Source organism: Fibrobacter sp. UWB2, assembly GCF_002210425.1.
In the GTDB taxonomy this organism is placed as follows: Bacteria; Fibrobacterota; Fibrobacteria; order Fibrobacterales; family Fibrobacteraceae; genus Fibrobacter; species Fibrobacter elongatus.
In genome coordinates, this window is sequence record NZ_MWQK01000003.1 from 365,370 (window position 1) to 389,311 (window position 23,942).

Annotated in this window: 19 protein-coding genes; 6 read left to right on the forward strand and 13 right to left on the reverse strand. The window is 48.2% G+C overall.

The window, feature by feature from the left end; all coding sequences use genetic code 11:
• Positions 1-6 precede the first annotated feature (6 nt).
• The 5 genes from brxC to B7982_RS07650 form a co-directional block, all read right to left on the reverse strand.
• A complete protein-coding gene (gene brxC, locus B7982_RS07630) occupies positions 7-3,537 on the reverse strand; it encodes a BREX system P-loop protein BrxC (RefSeq protein ID WP_198953245.1) in 3,531 nt (1,176 codons plus the stop codon).
• A gap of 13 nt (positions 3,538-3,550) precedes the next feature.
• Positions 3,551-4,108 carry a DUF1788 domain-containing protein gene (locus tag B7982_RS07635; RefSeq protein WP_088660226.1) on the reverse strand — a complete coding sequence of 186 codons (558 nt, stop codon included), beginning with the start codon at positions 4,106-4,108 and terminating at the stop codon, positions 3,551-3,553.
• A gap of 8 nt (positions 4,109-4,116) precedes the next feature.
• The gene (locus B7982_RS07640) at positions 4,117-4,719 is read right to left on the reverse strand and encodes a DUF1819 family protein (RefSeq protein WP_088660320.1); all 603 of its coding nucleotides are present in this window, start codon (positions 4,717-4,719) and stop codon (positions 4,117-4,119) included.
• A gap of 82 nt (positions 4,720-4,801) precedes the next feature.
• Positions 4,802-5,740, reverse strand: a complete 939-nt coding sequence (locus tag B7982_RS07645; protein WP_088660227.1) for a DUF2971 domain-containing protein — start codon at positions 5,738-5,740, stop codon at positions 4,802-4,804.
• Positions 5,741-5,848: 108 nt separating this feature from the next.
• Positions 5,849-6,754, reverse strand: a complete 906-nt coding sequence (locus B7982_RS07650) for a LysR family transcriptional regulator (RefSeq protein ID WP_088660228.1) — start codon at positions 6,752-6,754, stop codon at positions 5,849-5,851.
• Positions 6,755-6,896: 142 nt separating this feature from the next.
• Between B7982_RS07650 and metE the strand changes: the two genes are divergently transcribed.
• The 5 genes from metE (at position 6,897) to B7982_RS07675 (ending at position 14,068) form a co-directional block, all read left to right on the forward strand.
• Positions 6,897-9,164, forward strand: coding sequence for a 5-methyltetrahydropteroyltriglutamate--homocysteine S-methyltransferase (gene metE, locus B7982_RS07655; RefSeq protein ID WP_198953247.1), 2,268 nt, complete (start codon positions 6,897-6,899; stop codon positions 9,162-9,164).
• A 464-nt stretch (positions 9,165-9,628) separates the two neighbouring features.
• Positions 9,629-10,840 (forward strand): cytosine permease, encoded by a 1,212-nt coding sequence (locus tag B7982_RS07660; protein ID WP_088660229.1) that lies wholly within the window; start codon positions 9,629-9,631, stop codon positions 10,838-10,840.
• Between the two features lie 34 nt (positions 10,841-10,874).
• Complete coding sequence (locus B7982_RS07665) at positions 10,875-11,705, forward strand: pyridoxamine kinase (protein WP_088660230.1); 831 nt, start codon at positions 10,875-10,877, stop codon at positions 11,703-11,705.
• Position 11,706: 1 nt separating this feature from the next.
• Positions 11,707-12,366, forward strand: coding sequence for a TatD family nuclease-associated radical SAM protein (locus B7982_RS07670; RefSeq protein WP_088660231.1), 660 nt, complete (start codon positions 11,707-11,709; stop codon positions 12,364-12,366).
• 103 nt (positions 12,367-12,469) lie between these two features.
• Entirely contained in the window at positions 12,470-14,068 is a 1,599-nt protein-coding gene (locus B7982_RS07675) for a sodium:solute symporter (protein ID WP_088660232.1), read from the forward strand.
• A gap of 2 nt (positions 14,069-14,070) precedes the next feature.
• On the opposite strand, the gene B7982_RS07680 is transcribed toward B7982_RS07675, so the two are convergent.
• The 6 genes from B7982_RS07680 to B7982_RS07705 form a co-directional block, all read right to left on the reverse strand.
• Positions 14,071-14,916, reverse strand: coding sequence for an aminoglycoside phosphotransferase family protein (locus B7982_RS07680; protein ID WP_088660233.1), 846 nt, complete (start codon positions 14,914-14,916; stop codon positions 14,071-14,073).
• 52 nt (positions 14,917-14,968) lie between these two features.
• Positions 14,969-15,757: a hypothetical protein gene (locus B7982_RS07685; protein ID WP_088660234.1), complete on the reverse strand. Its 789-nt coding sequence runs from the start codon at positions 15,755-15,757 to the stop codon at positions 14,969-14,971.
• 3 nt (positions 15,758-15,760) lie between these two features.
• Complete coding sequence (locus tag B7982_RS07690; protein ID WP_088660235.1) at positions 15,761-16,609, reverse strand: hypothetical protein; 849 nt, start codon at positions 16,607-16,609, stop codon at positions 15,761-15,763.
• Between the two features lie 12 nt (positions 16,610-16,621).
• Positions 16,622-17,026 (reverse strand): hypothetical protein, encoded by a 405-nt coding sequence (locus B7982_RS07695; protein ID WP_088660236.1) that lies wholly within the window; start codon positions 17,024-17,026, stop codon positions 16,622-16,624.
• A 46-nt stretch (positions 17,027-17,072) separates the two neighbouring features.
• On the reverse strand, positions 17,073-18,530 hold the full coding sequence (locus B7982_RS07700) for a carbon starvation protein A (protein WP_088660237.1): 1,458 nt from the start codon (positions 18,528-18,530) through the stop codon (positions 17,073-17,075).
• A gap of 114 nt (positions 18,531-18,644) precedes the next feature.
• The gene (locus tag B7982_RS07705) at positions 18,645-19,964 is read right to left on the reverse strand and encodes an aspartate kinase (RefSeq protein ID WP_088630034.1); all 1,320 of its coding nucleotides are present in this window, start codon (positions 19,962-19,964) and stop codon (positions 18,645-18,647) included.
• A gap of 357 nt (positions 19,965-20,321) precedes the next feature.
• On the opposite strand from B7982_RS07705, the gene B7982_RS07710 reads away from it, so the two are divergent.
• Positions 20,322-21,275 carry a sigma 54-interacting transcriptional regulator gene (locus B7982_RS07710; protein ID WP_088660238.1) on the forward strand — a complete coding sequence of 318 codons (954 nt, stop codon included), beginning with the start codon at positions 20,322-20,324 and terminating at the stop codon, positions 21,273-21,275.
• Here B7982_RS07710 and B7982_RS07715 read toward each other — a convergent pair.
• On the reverse strand, positions 21,272-22,186 hold the full coding sequence (locus B7982_RS07715; RefSeq protein WP_088660239.1) for a hypothetical protein: 915 nt from the start codon (positions 22,184-22,186) through the stop codon (positions 21,272-21,274). The genes B7982_RS07710 and B7982_RS07715 overlap by 4 nt on opposite strands.
• A 41-nt stretch (positions 22,187-22,227) precedes the next feature.
• Complete coding sequence (locus B7982_RS07720; protein WP_088660240.1) at positions 22,228-23,736, reverse strand: phosphomannomutase; 1,509 nt, start codon at positions 23,734-23,736, stop codon at positions 22,228-22,230.
• Positions 23,737-23,942: the final 206 nt, after the last annotated feature.

A 23,942-nucleotide genomic window follows, 5' to 3' on the forward strand; every position in this document is an offset into this window, starting at 1 on the left:
CAAATCCTAGTTCAGTTCAATTCCGTCGTTACCTTTCAGCAAATCGAGCATCTGCTTGCGGATTTCGGCCACGTAGGCATCGATTTCGCTTTCGCTTTCGAGTCGCTTGGGGCGGAACACCTGCTGGCGAGACACGCGCACATATTTTTTTTCGGTTTTCGGCGGTTCGCCACCTTCCGTCGTGGGGGCTGCAGCGGGTTTCAAAGCCTCTTCAATCCGCAAACGATAATCATCCACACGAGACGTAATCTGGGGAATCAGGGAGTCAATCAAGGCGAGATTCTTGAGGGTTTCCACCTTTTGCTTGCGAGCATCCAGGAATATTTTCGCCTCGCTTACAAGGTGTGCCACCTTGCTATTGCCCTGGGCAGCGTCTTCAATCAGTTTCGCATTTTCGGCAATGGTGTTGAGCACGGCCATACGTTTTTCCTTGAGCATTTCGCTATGGGCCGTCTTTATGCGAGATATCAGTTCGTTCAGTTCGGGAATGCGCCCGTATGCATAGGGGCCGCTTGCCGGAATTTCAATAATAGACTTGAGTTCTTCCATGGCGTGGCGGGCATCCGCATTTTCGGCGATGTAGTCCGCATCGTCTTTCAGGTCATCTGCAACCTTGACCGCGGAATCGAACACCGACACCTGACTATTGAAGAAGTTGACGACCTTCTCCATGTTTTCGCGGGAGTCCAGCAACTCTTCCTGTTTTTTCAGGAGACAATCTACCAGCGCGATGTTGTCGGACTTTTGCGAAAGGATATCTTCCATCAAATCGCAAGCCTTGCTCACAACGCCCCGATCGGGGTAATTATGGCCGATGTAACGGTCTTTATAGCGGTCGTACAAATTTTTCTTGAGGTCGATATTGTCGATGATGAACTTCACGAGCCCATCTTCGTCGTTCGGGACCGACATGGCATGCATATAGTCGCGCAAGAACGCAACGGCATTCTTTATTTTCACGCCCGATACTGAAATGCGCTTGCTTACAACAGTCTTGCCTACTTCGCTCTTGCGGTGAAGCAGGTCCAGCTTTTGGGCAAGTTCGTCGGGCTGCACCGTGTTGCCCGCATATTTGATTGTCACCTTCTGCGCAGACACCAAAGTCGCAACAATCGCCGCGATGTCTATTTCGCGCCAACCGTAAGGCTTATCGCCATATTGACGCAAAATATCTGCCATGGAGACCGTCATCTTCTGGCGGTCCTTCATTTCGAGGAATTCCTCGACCTTCGCCACAGCCGCCGCGTTAGGGCAAGAACCTTCGAATGTCGGGTTTTCAAGAATAGAAAGCAAGTCCAAGTCGGAATCGTAATTGTGCTCAATCAGCCCAAGATGCCTATAGACATGGCCGACCAATACATCGAGCGCCTGGTTCAGTTTTTTCTTGGCATCTCCGGTGCATTCTATACGGTTGCCATCGACAAAGAAAACGGCCTTTTCAATCGCTTCCGAAATATACTCCATCGCCTCCTGCTCAAGGCTTGCGGCAATGTCGCTCTGGCTGCGGATAATATCCTGCATGGATTTTGGCAGCTGGGTCACGTTGCGCTGCTTTATGTACTTGCGGATTTTAATCGCATTTTCAAGGCGGTTGTAGTAGTCGATATCGGCAAGCACTACCACTGCCCTGCCGCTAGACGAGCTCATCAAAATGTTGTCACGCTTCTCAAGCACATCTGTTGCAGCCGTCAGAATCTGCAACACCATGCCGCCGGACCCGTTCGAAATCGCCTGGTTATCGACAAAGCGGTCGAAATCGAAATCGTATTTGCCATTACCGTAGCGGAACTTGCGGATGTCGTATATCTGGTCGAAAATAATGGAACCGATTTTGCCTACGACATCAGAAGTATCCACGGGTGTCATCTTGATTTCTCGCTGGATATCCTGTTCCTCGTTCGTGAGGAAGTTGTAGGTCTCGCCCGTGCGACCAATGTAGTTCTGCGAAAGCAGACGGTCAAGGCTCTTCTGCACCTCGTCACGCTTGGTAATTTTATCAAGCTGTATATTGTCCGCCATCAAGATGATGATGTTATCGAGGTTCGCCTTCACGTCATCTACATAACGGATAAGGTATAGCAACTTAAGAACGTCAACATCTTGCGCCTCAATTCCATTGCCTTTTTCGGATGCTTCCTGGCAACGTTCTATCACGCGACGGATATCGCTATTCAAGAAACTGCTAACCGTATCGTAGAACAGGTAGAACGGCGCAAGTGCAAATTCGTTTTCGTTCTGAATACGTTGAGCCGCCTCCTGGAACCCCGAAAGCATCGAACGTTCGCCACCCGCCAAGTGGGTGCCAGAATTTCCGTGCTTGCGAATTTCACCGAAGACCTTCTGCAAAAGCCTGAACTGGTATGGAACAAACGGGAAATTTCTTGCAAAATCTTCTGCCCCGGTGAATCCCTTGATATCAAGCACGCAATCCTTGAACGAGAACAGGTTTCGCAAAACAGAATCGTTCGTCTCGTAAATAGAGCGCAACGCTTCGGCTGCCTCGGGAGTCTTTTTCAGGATACGTTCCTGAATGACTTCGTCTGCCGCACTGGACGACAGTGAAAGACGGGTCTTGAAACGCGCCTGGATTCGGGAGAATTCGTTTTCGCGAGCCTTGATGATTTCGTCAATCGCCTCTTGCCCGGTGCATACCACCCAAACCTTGCCCTGACACTTGCTCCCGATTTCTTCGACAAGCGATTGCAAGTTCAAAAGCAAATCGGTATCCGCGCCCACATACTGGCCGACTTCATCGACCATAAAGAGCAGGCGGTAATCCTTGGGCTTTTGAGAAACATATTCCTGAATTTCTTTAACAAGTGCAGCGATGCTGAGCTCCGTTTCCGTCTTGTCGGTCACCCATTTTGACGCTTCGTCTTCGGACATGCCAAGAACCTGAGACATCGTTTGCACAACTGCCTTACGCTTGAACGCAAGAGCCGACTTACGTGCAGAAACCCAATCCTTGCCTGCAATCTTTTCAAATGCGTCCCGGAACTGCTGCGTCTTGCCTTCGGATTCTATGTATTGTTCCAAGCGGGCAACTTTCAAGTCTTCGCCATAAAAGCCCAAGAAACTGTAGAACATCTTGGCAAAAACGCGCAAGACGGCAGTCCTGTCCTTGTTCGTAAAGCCTTCGACATCGATGTTGAAAAGAATCGCGTCGGTAGGGGCCTTTGATGCCCTGTCCATATCCATGAACGACGCCGGATCTTCCCACTTGCTACGGAAAACATCTACAGCCTTCTTGCCGCCAAACTCGACATTCGAAAGAATGAACGAAAGTATTTTCAAGAAATGAGATTTACCGGAACCGAAAAAGCCCGATATCCAGACGCCGATATTATCGGTCGGTTCGTTAAACGCATCGGCATAGGCCCCAAAGAACTTGGCAAAATGCTTGCGGAGTTCGCGGGTCACGACGTATTCTTCCAGTTCTTGGGCAAGAACTGCATCCGTCTTTTCGCCAACCTTGACAACACCACCAATGATTCGGTTGATATTGTCCCTGAACATGTCCCTGATAATCATCGCCATAAATTTTTCCCAACTAAATGATATTGAACGCGCGGTAGTAGGAATTCGGTTCAAAACGGTTGAAAAGTTTCAAGTTGCGTCCGTCGAATTTTCCCGGATACATCACCACAACAGGAATGTCCGAAAATTTCGGCTGAATCGCTTCCAAAAGCGCATGCACCCGCATGAACGGATAAACTTCGCCTATACCCGTCAAGAGCAATACATCGCCTATCTTGTGATTATCGTATTGCATCTTTTGAACGAACATCTTGTTGTCAGCAGTACGTTGCAAGTTCTCGAGCATGTAATCGCGGCCATCTTCGGCTTCAATGCCTGCAATCTCATCCATAATTCCTTCGTCTTCACAAATAGAAAGGAATATGCGGTACAAGTTGCGTTCAATCAAGTTGCATTTTACCGATGAGTCGGCAACCGTCTGAGCAACAAAGTGGCGAACTACCATTTCGTCTTCGGGTTCGTAACAGAAAATACTGATATTCACTTCGTTGCCAAGACCGCGCCCATGCAGGAAATCGTCATCTTGCAATTTAGTGCGTAGCCGGTCAAGCCTTTGCAAAATATCGTTCATCTAATCACCTACGAAAAACAGTTGAATGCAGGAAGAATATTCTTTTCGTCATTTGCACGAATTACATTTTCCAAATTCGGATACAAATAAACCGGTTCGAGTTTGCCTGCCCGTGGATTTTTCAAATAGCCATTTTCGACCAAGAGCCCAACCAGTACTCCTCGGATTTTTTTTGTCGAGGAATCGCTCCAAGACGCCACCGATTCATTCTGTTCTTTAAGACGCATCAAATAATTCGCCGCAACTTTTGTATTCCACGAGAAATCCAAAGTCCTGAATTTTTCGCCAACAACAGTAACCATAAAATCCAGCACCAGCCGATGTTCCTTCATCAAAGCATACAGGCAAACCTGCTTAGCCTCTTCCACAGGGCCATGCGCCAATACTGAAACAAGATTAGAAGTTCCCAGACCGCCAGCACGGGCAACACAGGCCCGAGCCATACGCCGGACCGACTTTTCAGTCGGGTACTGGAACAAGTTCTTTTTTACGACAGAATCAACAACAGCAGTCTTTTCCATACCCTTCTCCAAGAGACGGCACACCGTGCGCATCTCGTAGAAAAGAAAGGGTTCCCTGGTCAAGGAAGCTTTGTAAAGAACTGGGGCCATAGGGTATCGTTTAAATTTCAAAAGAACTGTTTCCAAATCTATAAATATTCCATAGAGAATATAAGTTTTATACAACTGAGCATCAATAAACAATCGAAATCGAAGACTCTTTTACTTTTAAATCCTTTTTAATATCATTTTTTTCGCAAAATTTTTCCCATAACATTTTAACAGCCTTTTCCCTCAAGGCAAAATTTGACGATTTTGGAAGACAAATATTTTTTATGCATCTAATAGCATGATCTTTGAAAATGGGGACTTTTACAAAAGGGATAAGTCCATTGGCAGTTTCTTTAAAATCAAGAAAATCTGCATCAGGATTAAGAAAAATCATTCGCCACTCTTTTTCTTCTTTCCAACATTTCTCTTTTATAAAAAGCGATAAAATCAAAATGCCTACAAGAAAGTATCTTTTCATAATTTTTTCTATTTCCCCTTTTTGTTTAGGAAATCTTTTATACATTTCTTCAATCATTTCGTAATACCGCACTAAATACATCAGCATCATTTTCTTTTGCTCGTCCTCATCATAAATCACTTTACCTATAAAAGGTAATCCAAAATTATTTTCATCTGTTTTTAAATTAGCTACATCATAACCAACAACAACCGAATTATATTCATTACCATATCCACGCCATAAACTTAACTTGTCTTTTTCTTCAGAAAAACACAGCACATAAACATCTATGTTAAACGAAATATCATTATTTAACTTGGATACATATTTCTCCAAAACACTAAAATAATCAGCATTAGATGTAAACCTCTCTATCTGTTTTATCCTTGAAAAAACGATATGCGCAATTTCAATTCCCCTTTTTAGTTCTTTAGCATCATTCAGATACGCCCAATGCGTTGCCCACAGATTGTTACCTTCAACAACACCTTTAAATGCAGAGATCGAAGAATATCGGTAAAAAGTTCTTGGTCGCTTACACTTTATCAAAAAGATTCTTAACGCCCAACAAAAGCACTCGACACATTCTTTAGCAGCCACATTCTTATAATCGTCCATCATTTCCTAGACACCATTTATTAGAATAACAAGTTATCGTTTTTTATTTCAATGAACGCAAATTTTGGTTCCCAAGCAAAAACGGGCATCATTCCACTCAGAATGCCCCCCCTACCGACAATGTTTCTTTAGCGCTGCGATGTACGCTTCGGCATAGCGTGATTTGGTGACGCCTTTGCGCATCACGTAACCGACGGTCATCTTGTCGTGGACATCAAGGCGCTTTGCAATGATGTTCTTGCCGTTGAGTTTGTGGCTAATGACACCAGAGCAAATCGTGTAGCCGTCAAGGCCGATGAGCAAGTTGAAAAGTGTAGCGCGATCGCGGACTTTGATGTTTCGCGGGCAATCGAAATCGATAGCGGTGAGCGGTTCTTCGGCAAAGTAGAACGAGTTGAAATCGCCCTGTTCGTAGGTCAAGTACGGAAACGGTTTGAGATCCGCAAGTGTGATTTTTTCTTTTTTCGCAAGCGGATTCTTCGATGACATGAACACGTGAAGCGGTGTTGCAAAAAGCGGTTCAAACACAAGATTGTTCTTTTGAATGAGCTTGGTGATGACCTTTTCGTTTTTGTCACTGAGGTAAAGCACGCCCATTTCGCTTTTCATTTTGGCGACATCGTCAATGATTTCGTTAGTTTGCGTTTCGCGAAGCGTAAAATCGTAGCTCGGGCCGCCAAACTTGCGGATAACATCGACAAACGCATTCACGGCAAAAGAATAGTGCTGGCAACTGACGGAGAAAATCATATTGCCGCCCTTGCTGCCTTTATAGCGGTCTTCCAAGAGCGTCGCCTGTTCCAAAACCTGCCTTGCATACGAGAGGAATTCATCGCCTTCGTTTGTGATGGTCACGCCTTTGTTGGAGCGGTTGAAAATCGTGACACCCATTTCTTCTTCAAGTTCGTGGATAGCAGCGGTAAGGCTTGGCTGCGAAATAAACACTCGCTTAGACGCTTCGGTGATGTTTCGCGTGTCCGCAATAGCAATGGCGTATTTAAGTTGTTGTAGAGTCATAAGTTTTCCTTATCGCTAGTTATAAATCACCATAGGAAAAATCTATGGTGAACGCATAAAAAATAGTATTTTACCAATGATAAAAAGTGAGGTATATTTGGAGCGTTCAAAAAAAACAAAGTAAAAAGGTAGGTAAAACACTATGAGCATTAAAACATCTGTAATTGGTTTCCCGCGTATCGGTAAGAATCGTGAACTCAAGTTCGCTAGCGAAAAGTTCTTCAAGGGCGATATCTCCGAAGCTGAACTCCAGAAGGTCGCCGCAGAAATCCGCCAGTACGGTTGGCAGAAGCAGAAGGCCGCAGGCATCGACTTCATTCCGTCCAACGACTTCTCGTTCTACGATAACGTTCTCGACACTGCATTTTTGCTGAACGTCATTCCGGAACGCTACAGCAGCCTCGAATTGAGCACGCTCGAAAAGTATTTCGCCGCCGCCCACGGCTATCAGGGCGCAAAGGGCGATGTGAAGGCCCTCCCGATGAAGAAGTGGTTCAATACGAACTATCATTACATTGTTCCGGAAATCGATGACGCTACCGATCTCAAGCTCGTCGGCAAGAAGCCGGTTGAAGAATTCAACGAAGCCAAATCGGCCGGAATTGAATCCATTCCGACGCTTATCGGCGCATACACATTCCTCCGCCTCGCCCGCTACAACGGCAACAAGAAGGCCAAGGACTTCGCCGCAGCAGCTGTCAACGCTTACGCAGAACTCGCTGAAAAGCTCGCCGCCGCAGGCGCCAAGTGGATTTCTTTCGCAGAACCGGCTCTCGTCTTCGACGTGACTGCAGAAGAACGCGAACTCTTCAAGACGATTTACGCAGAACTCTTGAGAAAGATTGGCGAAAAGAAGAACCTCAAGATTGCATTGCAGACTTACTTCGGCGACATCCGCGATGTTTATCAGGATGTGGCCGCACTCGGCTTTGACGCTATCGGTTTGGATTTCGTCGAAGGGCTTAAGTCTCTTGAACTTTTGAAGACGGGTTTCCCAAAGAACACGCTCCTCTTAGCAGGCGTTGTAAACGGCAAGAACATCTGGCGCGCCGATTACGCACAGAAGAATGCAATTCTCGACGAAATCAAGAAGTATGTCGCTGCAGAAAACGTTGTTGTTGGCACTTCTTGCTCTCTCCTGCATGTGCCCTACACGGTTGCTGCAGAACAGAAGCTTTCAGCCGACATTCTCAAGCACTTCGCATTCGCCGAAGAAAAGCTCGTGGAACTTGCAGAACTCGCAAGCGCTGACGCAGATGCACTCGCCAAGAACAAGGCTTTGTTCGCAACCGCTCGCGTTCAAGCAAACGCAAAGGTTCAGGCAGAACTCGCAGCACTCACCGCTGCTGATTTCGAACGCAAGCCGAGCCGCCTCGATCGTCGCGAAGTGCAGAAGGCAGAATTCAAGTTGCCGGCATTCCCGACAACGACAATCGGTTCCTTCCCGCAGACTGCCGAAGTTCGCGCCAACCGTGCCGCATTCCGCAAGGGCGAAATTTCCAAGGAACAGTATGTGGAATTCAACCAGAAGAAGATTGCCGAATGCATCAAGTTGCAGGAAGAAATTGGCCTCGACGTGATTGTCCACGGTGAATTTGAACGTAATGACATGGTGGAATATTTCGGTTCCAAGATTGACGGCTTTGTGTTCACGCAGAACGCCTGGGTGCAGAGCTACGGTACCCGTTGCGTGAAGCCGCCTGTCGTTTGGGGTGACGTGAGCCGCAGCGCTCCGATTACGGTTGAATGGTCCGTTTTCGCACAAAGTTGCACCAAGAAGCCGGTGAAGGGCATGCTTACAGGCCCCGTCACAATTCTCAACTGGTCCTTCCCGCGCGAAGACATTTCGCTCAAGACGCAGGCTCAAGAAATCGGCCTTGCCATCCGTGACGAAGTTTTGGACCTCGAAAAGAACGGCATCAGAATCATCCAGATTGACGAAGCCGCTCTTCGCGAAAAGTTGCCGCTCCGCAAGAGCGACTGGCACAAGGAATACCTCGACTGGGCAATCCCTGCATTCCGCCTAGTTCACGCCAAGGTCAAGCCCGAAACGCAGATTCACACGCACATGTGCTATAGCGAATTCAACGACATCGTCCGCGACATCGACAACATGGACGCCGACGTAATCACATTCGAAGCCAGCCGTTCCGACCTCAAGCTGCTCGACGCCTTGAACGACGCCAAGTTCGAAACACAGGTGGGCCCGGGTGTTTACGATATCCACTCTCCGCGTGTGCCGTCGGAACAGGAAATCGTCGATGCTCTGCACAAGATCATCGCGAAAGTCCCGCAGCAGAATGTGTGGGTGAACCCGGATTGCGGTCTCAAGACTCGTGGCGAAACTGAAACGACGGCAAGCCTCAAGAACCTCGTCGCCGCCGCCAAGAAACTGCGCGAAGAAAAGTAAAGCTAGAACGCACTGGGATCCTATCGGCCTATGGCCTCCAGGATGACAGTGCGCCATTCGCAAAAAACTTACACCTCTACTGTCGTTGCAAGGAACACCTCTCTTTACTGATAGACAGATTCCAAGTTCGCTCTCGTCTATCCTTCCCCCTTGCGATGGCGGTAAACGAACTAATCCCCGCGTGCGTAATGCCGCGGGGATTTCCATTTATACACAAATTTCATCAAAAACAATCTCTAACCAAATTCTATCACCAAAGCGTCTCTATAGCAAAAATCTATAACAGAGCATAAAAAAGTAGTATATATAATAGGTCTTGCGACCACCCCACCCCATTGCTATCTTTGTGCCGCATTTGAAAGAAACATCAAAAAACAAATGCAAGAAATAATGGTTCCTATCGCCTTCGGCTTCAGGATGACGAAAGCGAAGCGACAAACGAAAGAGACAACAGGAGGTGCAACATGGAAAAACGCACAGGACTTTTTGCAAATGGAATTATATGGTTTGGCGTCGCCATTTCCGTCTCCGAAATTGAAGCCGGTATAGAAATTGGCGCTGCCGCAGCAAGGGATTCGCTCTGGCTCCCGCTCGTACTCGGACACATTCTGGGCGGCATTTTGCTCTTTTTCGTAGGCCTCATCGGAGCACGCGTTCGCTTGAACGCCATGGAAACAACAAAATCCTCATTCGGCAAATACGGTTCCAAGTTCTTCGCCGCGCTGAACACATTCCAGTTGCTCGCCTGGGTCGCCGTCTTGAACGCTCAGGGCGCTTCGGCCTTGGCAGGGCTCAACTTGCCGATTTCATTCCCCTTGACTTGCGTGATTCTCGCTGCTCTTATCGCCGCTTGGGTCTATGTGGGCATCCGCCGTTCTGCAAACGTGACGACCGTCGTGATGGCCGCTCTTACTATTTTGCTCGCCATTCTTTCTGTGAAGTTGTTCGGACTAGATAGTTCGTCTGCAACAACCGCCGGAAACGCAGCAACCGCTACCGCTCTCAAGTTCTGGAACATTTTCGAGATTTCAATCGCGATGCCGATTTCTTGGTTGCCCGTGATTTCGGACTACACGAAGGACGCCGAAAAGCCCGTAAAGGCAACAGCAATTTCTGCCATCGCTTACACATTCGCAAGTCTCTGGATGTACATTATCGGTATTGAAATTTCGGGCATTGGCGCAAGCAATAACATCGCGCAGGCCATTCTCCTCGCAGGTCTCGGCCTCCCCGGAATCATCATCGTAGTACTCTCGACAGTAACAACAAACTTCCTTGCGGCAAACTCCGCTGGCGAATCTTCCAAGGCGATTTACAGTAAAATAAATCCAAAAATTGCAGGTGTCGTCGTGAGTTTCTTGAGCGCAGCGCTCGCTATTTCGGGAATCATGGAGCACTACATCAGCTTCCTTTACTTGATTGCCTCAGTATTCGCCCCGATGGCCGCAGTCCTTTTGGTTTCGTTCTACTTCTCCAAAGATCGCACTGAATCGCTCGGCGTTTGGCTCTGGAACATTTTTGCTTGGCTCGCGGGCTTTATCGCTTACCAGGTAGCGGAACATTTCGATTCCGTTTTCCTCGGCCCCACGCTTCTTGCGGTGATTGTATCAGCGGCATTCGCGTCCGTGCGCGTACTCTCGGAGAATAAAGGAGATTCCCGATCAAGTCGGGAATGACACCTTCATTTTTAATTTTTAATTTTTACTCGTCATGGCTCAGAAGAAAATTGCGTTAATCAATGATATCACAGGATTCGGCCGTTGCTCAATTGCCGTCATGGCTCCGATTGTCTCGGCCATGAAAATCCAGGCCGTGGCAGTGCCCACCGCCATCCTTTCTACGCACACGCAATTTAGCGAATACTATTTCGACGACTACACGCCGAAAATGCGTGACTACATTCAGACGTATAAAAATCTGAACATGTCGTTCGATGCTATCGCCACAGGTTTTTTGGGTTCCGAAGAACAGGTTGATATCGTCATCGATTTCTTCAAGACATTCAAGAAAAAAGGCGTGTTTACCTTGGTGGACCCTGTGATGGGCGACTACGGCATTCTTTACGAGACCTATACGCCTACTTTGTGCGAAAAGATGAAAGCGCTTGTCCACTATGCCGACATCTTGACGCCGAACTTGACGGAACTTTGCACATTGACCGATACTGAATATCGTACAGAAGGTTTCACAGACGCACAACTCGGTGAAATGTGCAGCAAGCTCGCGGAACAAGGCCCGGAACACATCGTCGTCACGGGCATTCCGTACAACAGTAAGCAAATCATGAACTACGTCTACAGCAAGGGCGAAGAGCCTCGAATTGTGATGGTCGACCGCATCGGCGGTGACCGCAGCGGAACTGGAGACGTCATCAGTTCAATCATCGCGGGCATGTACATGAACGGCCACGACTTTTACGAATCAGTCAAAAAGGCCGCAGAATTTGTAACAAAGTGCATCCGCTACTGCGAAGACAATAACGTTCCCACGCATTGGGGACTTTGCTTCGAGATGTACCTTCGTGACTTGATGGAGGATTAAAATGGTTGTTTATACTGTAACAGGAAACGTTGGACAAGCAGGCTACCTCGACATCGCAGGTAGCGGCGACATCACCGGCAAGAATATTTATGTGAACATGACAAACCGCTGCCCGTGCAGTTGCGTTTTTTGCTTGCGCCAGACAAAGAAAATGATGGAAGGCAATTCGCTCTGGCTCAGAGGCGGCGAACCGAGTGTCAACGGCGTCATGAGCATTTTCGACAAGTACGACCTTTCCGTCATCAACGAACTCGTCTTTTGCGGCTACGGCGAGCCACTCGAACGTCTCCACGACGTGTGCAAAGTCATCGACCAACTGCACGGCAAATACCCGAAATTAAAAGTCCGCCTCAATACGAACGGACTTGCAAACCTGATCCACGGCAGAGACGTAACGCCCGATCTTGAAGGCCGTTTCAACACCGTTTCCATCTCGATGAACGCCCCGGATGCCGAAGAATTCCTGGAACTCACGCGCTCGAGATTCGGAATCCAGTCCTTCGACGCGCTGAAGGAATTCGCTGTGCTAGCGAAAGAGCACGTGCCAAACGTGGTCATGACCGTCGTCGAGAAAGTGATGCCCGAAGAAAAAATCGAACGCTGCCGCAAGATTTGCGAAGAGCTCGGCGTCACGCTGAGAGTTCGCCCCTTCGAAAGCTAAGGAATAAAGCTAAGAAATGCTGCCGCCGACAAGATCGGCGGCATTTTTTTTACTCTTTTTCTTAAAATTAGAGCTATATTAAAATTAAATCGGAGGGGCTAGAATGTTAATAGCATTATTATCAATTCTTCTCGTATGCTTTTTCACACTGATGGTTGTCATCGGTATCCACTGCAGAAAACACGCAACGGACGTAAACGGATTCGTGCTCGGCGGTAGAGATGTGGGGCCTTGGCTCACGGCATTCGCCTTTGGCACATCTTACTTCTCGGCGGTCATCTTCGTCGGGTACGCAGGGCAATTCGGCTGGAACTTCGGCCTAGCCTCGACTTGGATTGGCCTCGGGAACGCATTCGTCGGTTCACTGCTCGCCTGGGAAATTCTCGGGCGAAAGACCCGCGTGATGACACGCCATCTCGACACGAAAACCATGCCGGAGTTTTTCGAAAAGCGCTACCAGTCAAAAGCGTTGAAAATCATCGCATCGATTATCGTGTTCATCTTCCTCATTCCGTACACGGCATCTTTGTACAACGGACTTTCAAGTTTATTCAATATCGTATTTACAATCCCCTATTGGGCAGTTATCGTTGTTATGGCGACTCTGACTGCAGTCTACGTCATCATCGGCGGCTACAAGGCAACAGCCATTAACGATTTTTTCCAGGGGCTTATCATGCTCATCGGCATTGTCGCCGTAATCTTTTCGGTTCTCGCAAGCAAGGGTGGCTTTACCGAATCGTTTGCCAAGCTTTCGGCAGACAGCATTGTACTTGAAAGTGGAACAACGTTAAATGGCGCATATGCCTCGTTCTTCGGGCCACATCCGTTAGACCTTTTATTTGTCGTCTTGCTCACGTCCCTTGGAACTTGGGGACTCCCGCAGATGGTTGCCAAATTCTATTCCATTAAAAACGAAGACGCCATCAAAAAAGGAACGTACATTTCCACATTTTTTGCAATTGTTGTCGCAGGTGGATGTTACTTTATCGGCGGCTTCGGAAGGCTCTTCAGCGAATCAGAATTCATCAAGAGAATGCCAGATGGAAGAATCCTTTTCGATTCCATCATCCCCGCAATGCTCCGCGATTTACCGGATCTCATCGTCGCCATCGTCATTGTTCTTGTGCTTTCGGCATCGATGTCCACGCTTTCTTCACTCGTGCTTACCTCCAGTTCCACGCTGACACTCGACGTTGTTGCACCAACCGTAAAAAAAGGAATGGACGAAAAGAAAAAGGTGTTCACAATGCGCATCTTTATCGTATTCTTCGTGATTGTCTCTGCAGTCATTGCCGTACTGAAAGACCGCTATAACATCACATTTATCGCACAGATGATGGGTGTTTCGTGGGGCGCACTTGCCGGCGCATTCCTCGCGCCATTCCTTTACGGACTTTATTCCAAACGCGTCACAAAGGAATCCGTTGCAGTATGTTTCGTTTTTGCCACCTGCATTACCATTATCCAATTTTTACGCTCCTTTGGCGTAATCTCTTTCGATAACGAAGTGCTCGGCTACGTGTTCAAATCATCCATCAACTCAGGCGTTGTCTCGATGGTTGGCGGATTGATACTCGTTCCGGTTGTAAGCCTGTTTACACCGAAGCCCGACAAGAACTCGGTTGACCAAATCTTTGCATGCTACGAGCATACCTTTAAGGCTACGGTGAAACAGAAAGAAAGGCTAGAAGAAAACTAGCCTTACGGCGCTAAGCCAATTAATTTATGGACTTCGGGACGGATTTGCAAGCTGGGCTTGCCCAGCAACCGTTCCAGGACCAAAATGCGCAAATAAGCGTATACAAGCGCTTGTTCTTCAACTTCCTTGATGGAAACATCTTGGCCAAAGTAGTTCCTTACAAATTCATTCCAGAATGCAGTGGAGAGTTTTTTATCCATGTGATAAAGTTCCATCTCCATTTCTTCAGGAATTTGTCGAGTCTGGCGGTAGATAATGCCCATATCAAACCAAGGCGTTCCCGTGCAGAACTCGCTAAGGTCAATCAGGTACTTATGCCCATCTTCGGTAAAGATGATGTTGCCATGATGCAAGTCGCCATGAACAGCCGTAGAGGCATCAGGCAGGCTATAGATAAAGCGTTCTAGCGCATTTTTTTCTTCCGGCGTCAAGAACGGATCGTCCATAATTTCCTGAGTGTACTGGAATTTAGCCGTCGGGAATGTTCCCTCAGCAGGCGTTGTCGAATGGAGCAACTTGCACGTTTCGGCAAATTCAAAAGCGAGCTTTTCCAACATTTCGGGGCGTTCACTCAAGGCCCTAGCAAAAGATTTCTTGCCAATAATCCGTTTGAACAGGATGCCAAGAGAGCCATCCGATGTGCGTACCAACTCGCCCGGCTCTGGGCAAGGCAGCCCCGTTTTATAGACTTTCCAAGCCCTGTCGAACTCGTCAAGCCCCATTTGTTCCAGCTCTGTGGGATAAAGCTTCAGCAGAATGTTCGGGTTGTCACGCTTAATATAGCTTTCGCCAAACTTTCCTCCCCCAGAAAGTTCATAATCTTGAATATTGATAATTTTCTCTTCCATATTTTAAACATATATAAAAATAGGATGAGAGGTTCGTTTTCCTTTAAAAAAATCACGTCATCTCTTTCCACTTGACAAATAAACTTTTCACTTTTTGGAAATAATCACGAGTTTTCTCGGGTTCGATAAAGAATGTCGCTACGCAAACGACAAGGAACGTATTGAACATCAGTCCAACAAAAGCACTGGCAACATAATAGCCGCCATACATGTTTTCGCGCATATATCCTAGCGAGCCCCATAAAAGTTCGACAAATGCTATCACGGCATAAATTTTCAATATCAAAGAATTTCTTTTCACGATGGCGAACACGCCTAGAGCAATAGGCAACAAAGCCAACACTGCATTCACAATGGAAAATGATTCCGCACCTTTAAATAAACTCACAATAGATTGAATCATGTCATTTGCGCCATCGACCAAGAAAAATGCTGCGCAGAATTGAAACAAGCCAAATGACGTAGCCTTTTTTGGTTCAATGAAAAATACAGCAACAACAAAAACTATCATGGGATTCACAATTCGTTCAAGCAGACTGTTAAAGAGATGACTATAGCTAACACCAAGCGGCAAGCGATTAAAGTTCATGATGTCCATAATAGATCCGATCAAAATACAAATGGCTATCCACACAGCATAGACTTTCAGAATCCGTATGTTCTTTTTAACAAGCGCAACTATCCCATAAATCAAAAGAATTGCATACACAAAAACCAACGAAACATAGAACCCAGAAGAGCCGTCATCTGTCGTAGACATATTGAAAAATAGGCTCGCAATGTTATACAGCGCGTTCATAATCATGACGGCAGCACAAACTCTAAGCAATGCTAAATTCATAAATCATCCTTTAATTTTCTGTAAGAACGATTTCACCCATTCAGGTTTAATAAAGAATACCGCAATGGCAATCACGGTTGAAGTATGGAAAAGCGTATGGGCAACAAGCGAAACCGCAATATAAAGGTCTAATCCAGAGATGCGGATAAAATTGAATAAGTTCAACAAAATTTGAATAAATATCATAAAAGAGCCCACCATCAAGACTGGCACATTCTTTTTGACAAGCGCAAATACGCCTACTGCTAAATAAACAACACCAAAGAAAGCAAGCTGAAACACGGGAAGTTGCGTAAAGATAAAATGCGACAAGCTGTTCAATCCGCTTACAGCAAAGCAGATAGCGCAAAGCCGGAGCAAGAGATCCTGTTTTTCAGAAGTCACAAAAAACGCCGCCACGGCAACGACAACATTTATGTTAAAAATCAAGCTAATGAAGCTCTGGGCAAGATTCACTTCTCGCATTTCATTTCCCAACAAACCGCTTATAGGATTCATAGCGAATACACACAATACAACCCAGATAAAGAACAGCACCGCCAATATTTTTAGCGCCTTCACGCTCTTTTTGACAAGCGCAAATATCCCTAGCGCAAGTAAAACGGCAAAAGCCAAGACACCGAGCAGCACAACTAAGCCAACTCCCGAAGCCACCAACAGTCCGACCGTCGCAAGCAAATCTTCAAACGACGAATTCGTAAGTGCACTCCACAAAGAACTGAAAAATCCACCGTGCCCAGCCGAAATACACATATTGACGACAAAGTTCAACAGGTTCGCAATGAATACGATAACGCAAACCCTGAACAAAGCCAAGTTTCCGTTGAATTGATTTTTTTCTCCTTCGCTCATTTGTCCTCTCTATTAGATTAAATATTCTTCCAGTTCTGGAAACGCATCGGAAGTAAAGTACATCGAGTGCCCCCTATACATCAACCAGCCAGCCCATCCATTTTTAGGATTCTTCGCTCTAGACAATTTGAAAATTTCCTGCTTGATTGTAATGCTATTGCCAAGCAAAAAGGTAATCCGCACAAGTTCATTTTCAAGGAATTCGACTTTCTGCGGAGCTATATGTAGAGCAACAAAGCAAAAATAGAGCAAGAACAATTTATGGAAAACCCACATAAAGTTTATGGTATCATACGCACCGGAACGCACCATGACTACAAGGGAATACACAAACCAAAAGGCGCCAAAAAGGAACAACGCCACGGATGTCAAAGTGTCACCTTTGCTTTTCGTTACATATACTTTATTTTCATCCATTTGATTACCTCGTTCTAAAAATAAAAAAACGGCTCGGATTTTTCAGCTATTTATCCCTGCGCACTTTCCTATACCACACGGTAAACCACACGCAGGCCACGGCAAGGCAAACAAGGCCCAAAGGATAGCCAATGCAGTCGGGCAAATGAAGCGTCTGGCGCGAAACGAAGAAGTATGTCGTACAAACGGTGGTCATAAACAGGGCTGGAATAAGGGACACCCAAAAATTCTTCCGTTCCTGCACTAGATAGACTGTAATCGCCCATAGAGTAAATACAGAAAGCGTTTGGTTAAAAAATCCAAAGTATTGCCAAATAGTATTGAATCCATCGGGAACCTTGATTTGCCACACCAATATGGCGATAGACGTCGCAAACATGGGTACGCAAATGTAGAGACGATTGCGGATGGGACGCTGATCGATTTTCAGCCAATCCGCCACGATAAGGCGACCGGAGCGAAATGCCGTATCACCACTGCTAATGGGAGCCGCGACCACACCCAATACGGCAAGGACCGCCCCCACAACGCCTAACCAATCATTACACACCAAATGCACCACCATCGGGGCCGAGGTAAAGAAACCATCCTTTGCACCTGAAATCTGTTCGTAGCCCGGTGGGCCTGCATAGAAAAACCACATGGAAACGGTAGCGCAAACAAGAGCAACAACGCCTTCGGTAATCATCGCCCCATAGAACACACGACGGCCCATGCGCTCACTTGCGAGGCAACGCGCCATCATCGGTGTCTGCGTTCCATGAAAACCAGAAATAGCACCACAGGCAATAGTAATGAAAAGTGCAGGGAAAATATGGTCCGTAAATTTTCCTGGATTTGCACTAGCCCCCATATTGTGCAGGTTCGACCAAATTTCTGGCAGTTGCGGCATCTTGACAAAGAGCATCACCATCAACGCCCCAGCCGTAAGCAGGAGCGAAATAGCAAACAAAGGATAAACCTTCCCAATAATTTTGTCGATGGGTGTCATCGTGGCGATTACGTAATAGACAAAGATGATAGCCACCCACATCATCACGTCACCGCCCAGCGTATGCAAAATTACCGCTGGAGAATAGACAAACACCGTTCCCGCAATGACCAAAGGAAACACGGTCAGCAACAACATGACCTTCCTCGTCTTGTCGCCCAGATACTTGCCAATCAGTTCGGGCATTCCCGCACCGCCGTTACGCATAGACAACATTCCGTTCAAGTAGTCGTGAACTGCCCCCGCAAAAATACAGCCAAGCACAATCCAGAGATAAGCGACTGGACCGAATTTTGCCCCCATGATTCCACCGAAGATGGGGCCCGTGCCAGCAATATTCAGAAACTGAATCGTATAAACTTTCCAACCGGGAAGTGCGATATAGTCCAGCCCGTCTTTTTTAGAAACTGCGGGAGTCTCACGGTCATCGGGACCGAACACGCGTTCCACAAAGCGGCCATAGAAAAAGTAACCCAGGATTAGGGCGGCAAGGCTCAGGATAAAAGAAATCATATAATCAAATTATACAATTTAATAGACAAAAAACGGCTCGGATTTTATTCCGAGTCGTCTTTGAAATGTCGCGTAGGGAGGTGCCCGCTCGGTGGCGGGCATGACAATCGCGAATTACTTCACGAAGGCGGCGTAGATGGCCTTGATAGCCTTTTCAGTATCGGCTTCGTCAACACCAGTGATGATGTTGATCTGGGAAGAACCCTGGTCGATAATGCGGACGTTCACCTTGTTTTCTGCGAGAGCCGTAAAGAGCTTTGCAGCAACACCGATCTTGTTCGTCATGCCGTGACCCACGGTAGCGATAAGAGCGATGCCCGGGAAAATCTTGATACGGTCCGGACGCATCTGCTGCGTGATGTCTTCGAGAACAACGTCCTGAACGGCGTCGAGAGCCTTGGAATCCACGACGATGCTCATGGAGTCAATTGCGCTCGGGCAGAGTTCGTAGGAGAGTCCTTCGCTTTCGAGCACAGCGAGCACGCGGCGGCCAAAGCCAACTTCCTTGTTCATCATGGACTTTTCGATGTAGATCATCGAGAAGCCCTTGCGGCCTGCAACACCCGTAATCGGGAGCTTTGCGCTTTCCGGAGTCGGGCCAATGATGGTGCCGGCGTCTTCCGGGCGGTTCGTGTTGCGGATGTTGATAGGAATCTTCTTGGCGCGGCAGGGGGCGATGGATTCATCGTGGAGCACGCTTGCACCGGAGTAAGCAAGTTCGCGGATTTCGCGATAGCTCACGTATTCGATCGGGAGCGGGCTTTCGACGATGCGCGGGTCAGCCATGAGCATGCCCGAAACGTCGGTCCAGTTTTCGTACTTGGCAGCGTCAATGCCGTTAGCAAGGATAGCGCCAGTAATGTCGGAACCACCACGGCTGAAAGTCTTCACTTCGCCACGGAGGTTAGAGCCATAGAAGCCCGGCAAGACGTACAACTGATTTTCGTCGCCGAGAGCCTTTGCAATTTCTTCGTAAGTCTTCGGAGCGATGCGGTACTTGTCATCGAAAGTGATGAGCGGGTAGCTATCGACGAAGTTTGCACCGAGATACTTTGCCATGAGGCGTGCGCAGAGGAATTCGCCACGGCTCACGAGGAAGTCCGTGCTCACGGATTCCGGATGGTTCTTGAGCTTGTCTTCGAGACTGTCGAGGTCTTCGGTAAGCTTGTCTTCAAGACCGAGGTCCTTGCAGATTTCATCATAGCGCTGGCGGATGAGGTTCCACGGCGTGGAGAAATCGAGGCCCTTGGAGGCGAGATCATAGGTGCTGTAGAGGAGGTCGGTCAGTTTGGTTTCTTTCGGGTTACGCTTGCCCGGAGCAGAAACGACGATGACTTTGCGGTTCTTGTCGCTTTCGACAATGGCCTTGATTTTTTTGAACTGACCTGCGTCGGCGACAGAGGAGCCACCGAACTTACATACGATTCTAGACATGTTATTCCTTTGGGCCGCTGACCTCTCAGCTTCAAGCTTGACCGCTTTCCTCGCGATCATATCCCGTTCGGGATATTGCCCAAGCCTACCCATCGAGCCAGCCACTTGGTGTTTCACGACGGCATTTTACCGCCGCGCGGGCAAATATAGCTAAAGGCGAGAGTCGTGGCAATGGGGCTTGCACCAATTGACATGACCGAGCCGACTATATTCGCTCCGAAGGAGCGCCAATATAGTTAAAGACGAGTGTCGCGACAATAGTGCTCGTCCAAATAATTAACAAAAATTTACAGGACAAACGGGCGAAAAAAGCGTGTTTATATAGTAGAGCCACCTCAAATAAATCTTTGAAGGTCTATGAAGAAACACGAACAATTGATGCTTATCGCCGCAAAATCGAACATTCCCGTGCTACTGCAGGGGGAATCAGGAGTCGGCAAGGAAATCGCCGCCAAGTTTATTCACGAACACAGCAAACGAAGCGAAGGGCCATTCGTCGCCCTCAACTGCGGCGCCATCGCAAGGAATCTCGCCGAAAGCCTTTTGGAAGGCGCCAAGAAAGGTTCTTACACCGGGGCCGCAAGTGACCACCGAGGCATCGTGCAGGCGGCAAACGGCGGCACGCTATTCCTCGACGAAATTGGCGAAATGCCATTCGACATGCAGAGCAAGCTTTTACGCATCTTGCAGGAACATTCCGTGCTCCCGCTCGGGGCCACGCAAAACGAGCCAGTCGACTTCAGGCTTGTCTGCGCGACAAACCGAGACTTGCAAAACGAAGTCCACGATGGAAATTTCCGCAAGGACCTGTTCTTCAGGCTGAACGCCTTCCCTATCGTGATTCCGCCGCTCCGCAAAAGAGACGACTTCGCCGAAATCGCCGCCACGCTATGGAACGAAATCACGGAAAGGACTTTCGCCGAAAAGTTCCCGCTCCGCGACTGGGAAATCAAGGAACTATCCAAGTTCAAATGGCCAGGCAACATCCGCCAATTGAAAAACGTCCTCCAACGCTACGCGCTTTTAAAGCAGCACGAAATTTCGCTCGAAGAAATCCTGTCCGAAGAATTCTCGTACAAGACGATGAATGACGTCAAGGAAAATTACACATACCGAGCGCCAACAGCCATACGGGCATCAGCACCGAACTGGACGTTTATTCAAAAAGCGCTCAACGAAAACGACGGAAATAAAAGCAGGGCGGCAAAGGCGCTGAGAATCAGCCGAGGCTGCCTATGCTATCAAATAAAAAAGCACGAACTCCATGAATGGAACTCGTGCAAAAACTTAGCGGAATGCGCTGGAGCCTAGAACTTCACGCCAACGGCGATGTAATGGTTGCCGCCTTCGAATGCCGGGCGCGGGCTGTAAGCGTAGTCAAATACGACCATGCCAAACGTCACGCCGAGACCGCCACTGATAGCGTCTTCGGTATCCGGGCGAATTGCATAGCCCATGCGGAACGAGAGCATATCGAAGTAGACCACTTCGCCGCCAATCAAGACTTGAGCCTTTGTATCGGCACGGCGATACGCATCTACAGACAAATGCACCATCCAGCGGTCAAGAACCGGGATGAATCCCGTCACGCCCGCCTGGAGTGCAAGCGGGGACGCTTCTTTCCCAGATTCATACTTGCTTGCAAAGCCAAGATTTGTGAAGTTTGCGCCGAATGCAAAATAGTCATTCACGCGGAAAGAGCCGCCCGCATCGACCGAGAACAGAAATCCCGTTTCATCGTCAATCGTCTGCGTCGCAAAACGTGCCGAAGCGGCCCAGTTGAAAATCTTGGAACGGCTACCGAAACCTGCCAAAAGCGACCAGGCGTAAGAGCCGTATTCCGAAGTCTTGAGACCGTTCTCGTCACGGCCTTCAATATTGTCGTAACCCAAAAAGTCAACAGCGAGTCCAAGCGTGTACTTGTCACCAAGCGGGAGGCCATAGTACGCCGAAACGAAGTTATCGGCACCGCCATTGCCAAAAATCACCTGGCTGAGTCCAAATTCCGCCTCATTTGCAACGCTCATCGCAAGCGGATTGCGCGAAACTTCAGACACGCGGCCAGGATCGGCAACGCCAGCACCCGAGAGCGCAGCCGCACGCGGCGAAACCTGCATCGCAAGGAACTTCATCGTCACACCGCCCGGATCCAAATGCCAATACTCCCCTGCAAACGCGAGGGAACCAACAGTCAGTGCAAACGAAAGAAACTTTTTGAACATACGATTTATAAGATACAAAAAATTGGGAATTCAGATTTTGTCTAAACGCGCCAACCTTCCATAATCTTGAGGCAGTCCGCGAGGAGTTCTGCACTGCGTTCCTTGCCTTCGGTTTCCACATAGCAGCGGAATTCCGGAGCATTACCGCTCGGGCGCAAGTGGATGATGTCGCCAGAATCGAATTCCATGCGATAGCCATCAACTTCGTTCAAAGAAACCATCTTGCCCTGGAACGCCTTGTCCTTTGCAAACTTGGAGGGCTTTGCAGCGAGAGCGCCGAACAGCTTTTCGCCGAGATTCTTTTCGCGAATTTCAGCGAGCTTCGCCTTGGACTTTTCGGTCGGGAATTCCTTGAGGCGGTCGCTCACGGTAAAGCGCTTCGGCAACTTGCGGAGCAAATCCACAACGCACATGCGTTCTTTGCGGACCATTACCATTACGGCAATCATCGGGAGGAGGGCGTCACGTGTCGGGAGGGCCTTGAGTGTGCGGCCATCGAGCGTCAAATCCGTCTCGAGCAAGAAACCGCCATTGGCTTCGTAACCTGCAACCGTGAGGCTCTTGTCGTTTGCATCGACCAGGCTTTCCATGCCGGCAATCACATACGGACTACCAATGCGCGTACGGCAAATCTTTTCAAAGCTACCGGACTTTTCAAGCGAAGTGTTGCAGCTCACCGGAGTTGCAATGCGCTTGATGCCAAGAGACTGTGCAGCCAAAATGCCAAGCACATCGCCACGGAGCCACATGCCCACATCGTCTGCCAAAAGCGGGCGGTCAGAATCGCCGTCGGTGCTGAACACAGCATCCACGTAATCCTTGTGCGTAAATTCGCGAGCGAGTTCTTCATCTTCCTTGCGGATAGCTTCGGTATCGACCGGAACAAACACATCGCTACGGCCAAACGGCTTGACCGTCGCACCGAGGCTTTCGAGAACCTTCACCACGATGTCGCGGCCCACAGCGGAATGCTGGTAAACGCCAATTGTGAGTCCGTGCAAAGCATCGCTACCGAAAAAGTCCGGGTAACGCTTGCAATAATTCGTTTCGGCTTCCGCTTCGACCGCCGGGAGTTCAGGCGCAGCCTTCAGCATGCCCTTGTCGTCAAAAAGCGCTTCGTCGAAATCGACCGACTGCGAAACAATTCCCTGTTCGTCGGCTTTCGTGATTTCGCCATTCGGGTGGTTAAACTTGATACCGTTGCGGTCAGCCGGGATGTGGCTACCCGTCACCATGATGGTCGGCAAATGCTTATCGATGCCGTACATCGCAATAGCGGGGCTCGGGATGCGACCGCAGTAAATCACCTTCCAGTTTGCATCGGCGCCAGCCTGCACGAGAGACTTCAAAATGCGTTCCGTACTCGGACGCAAGTCGCCCGCAATCGCAATCGTATGTTCGCACTTGTAAGACGCTTCGCAGTACTTGATAAAGGAACGTGCATACACATAGCACACACGGTCAGTCATAGCGCTCACGAGACCGCGGGCACCGCTCGTACCAAACGCTACCCCGGACTGTTTCATCACATCTTGCATCGCAACGGACATATTAAACCTCTAAAATTGCCAATTGATTTTACAAAGGACAAGATAGAAAAAAGGACTCCCCCGAAAGTCCATCACTTCGCAAACGTAAACAGGATTGCGGTGATAATTATAGCAGCGATAAGAGTAAAACACGAACACATACTCAGAATGTACATTTTGATTTTGACACTTTACTGTCAAAAACTCAAATTTCTATATTCCCCGTT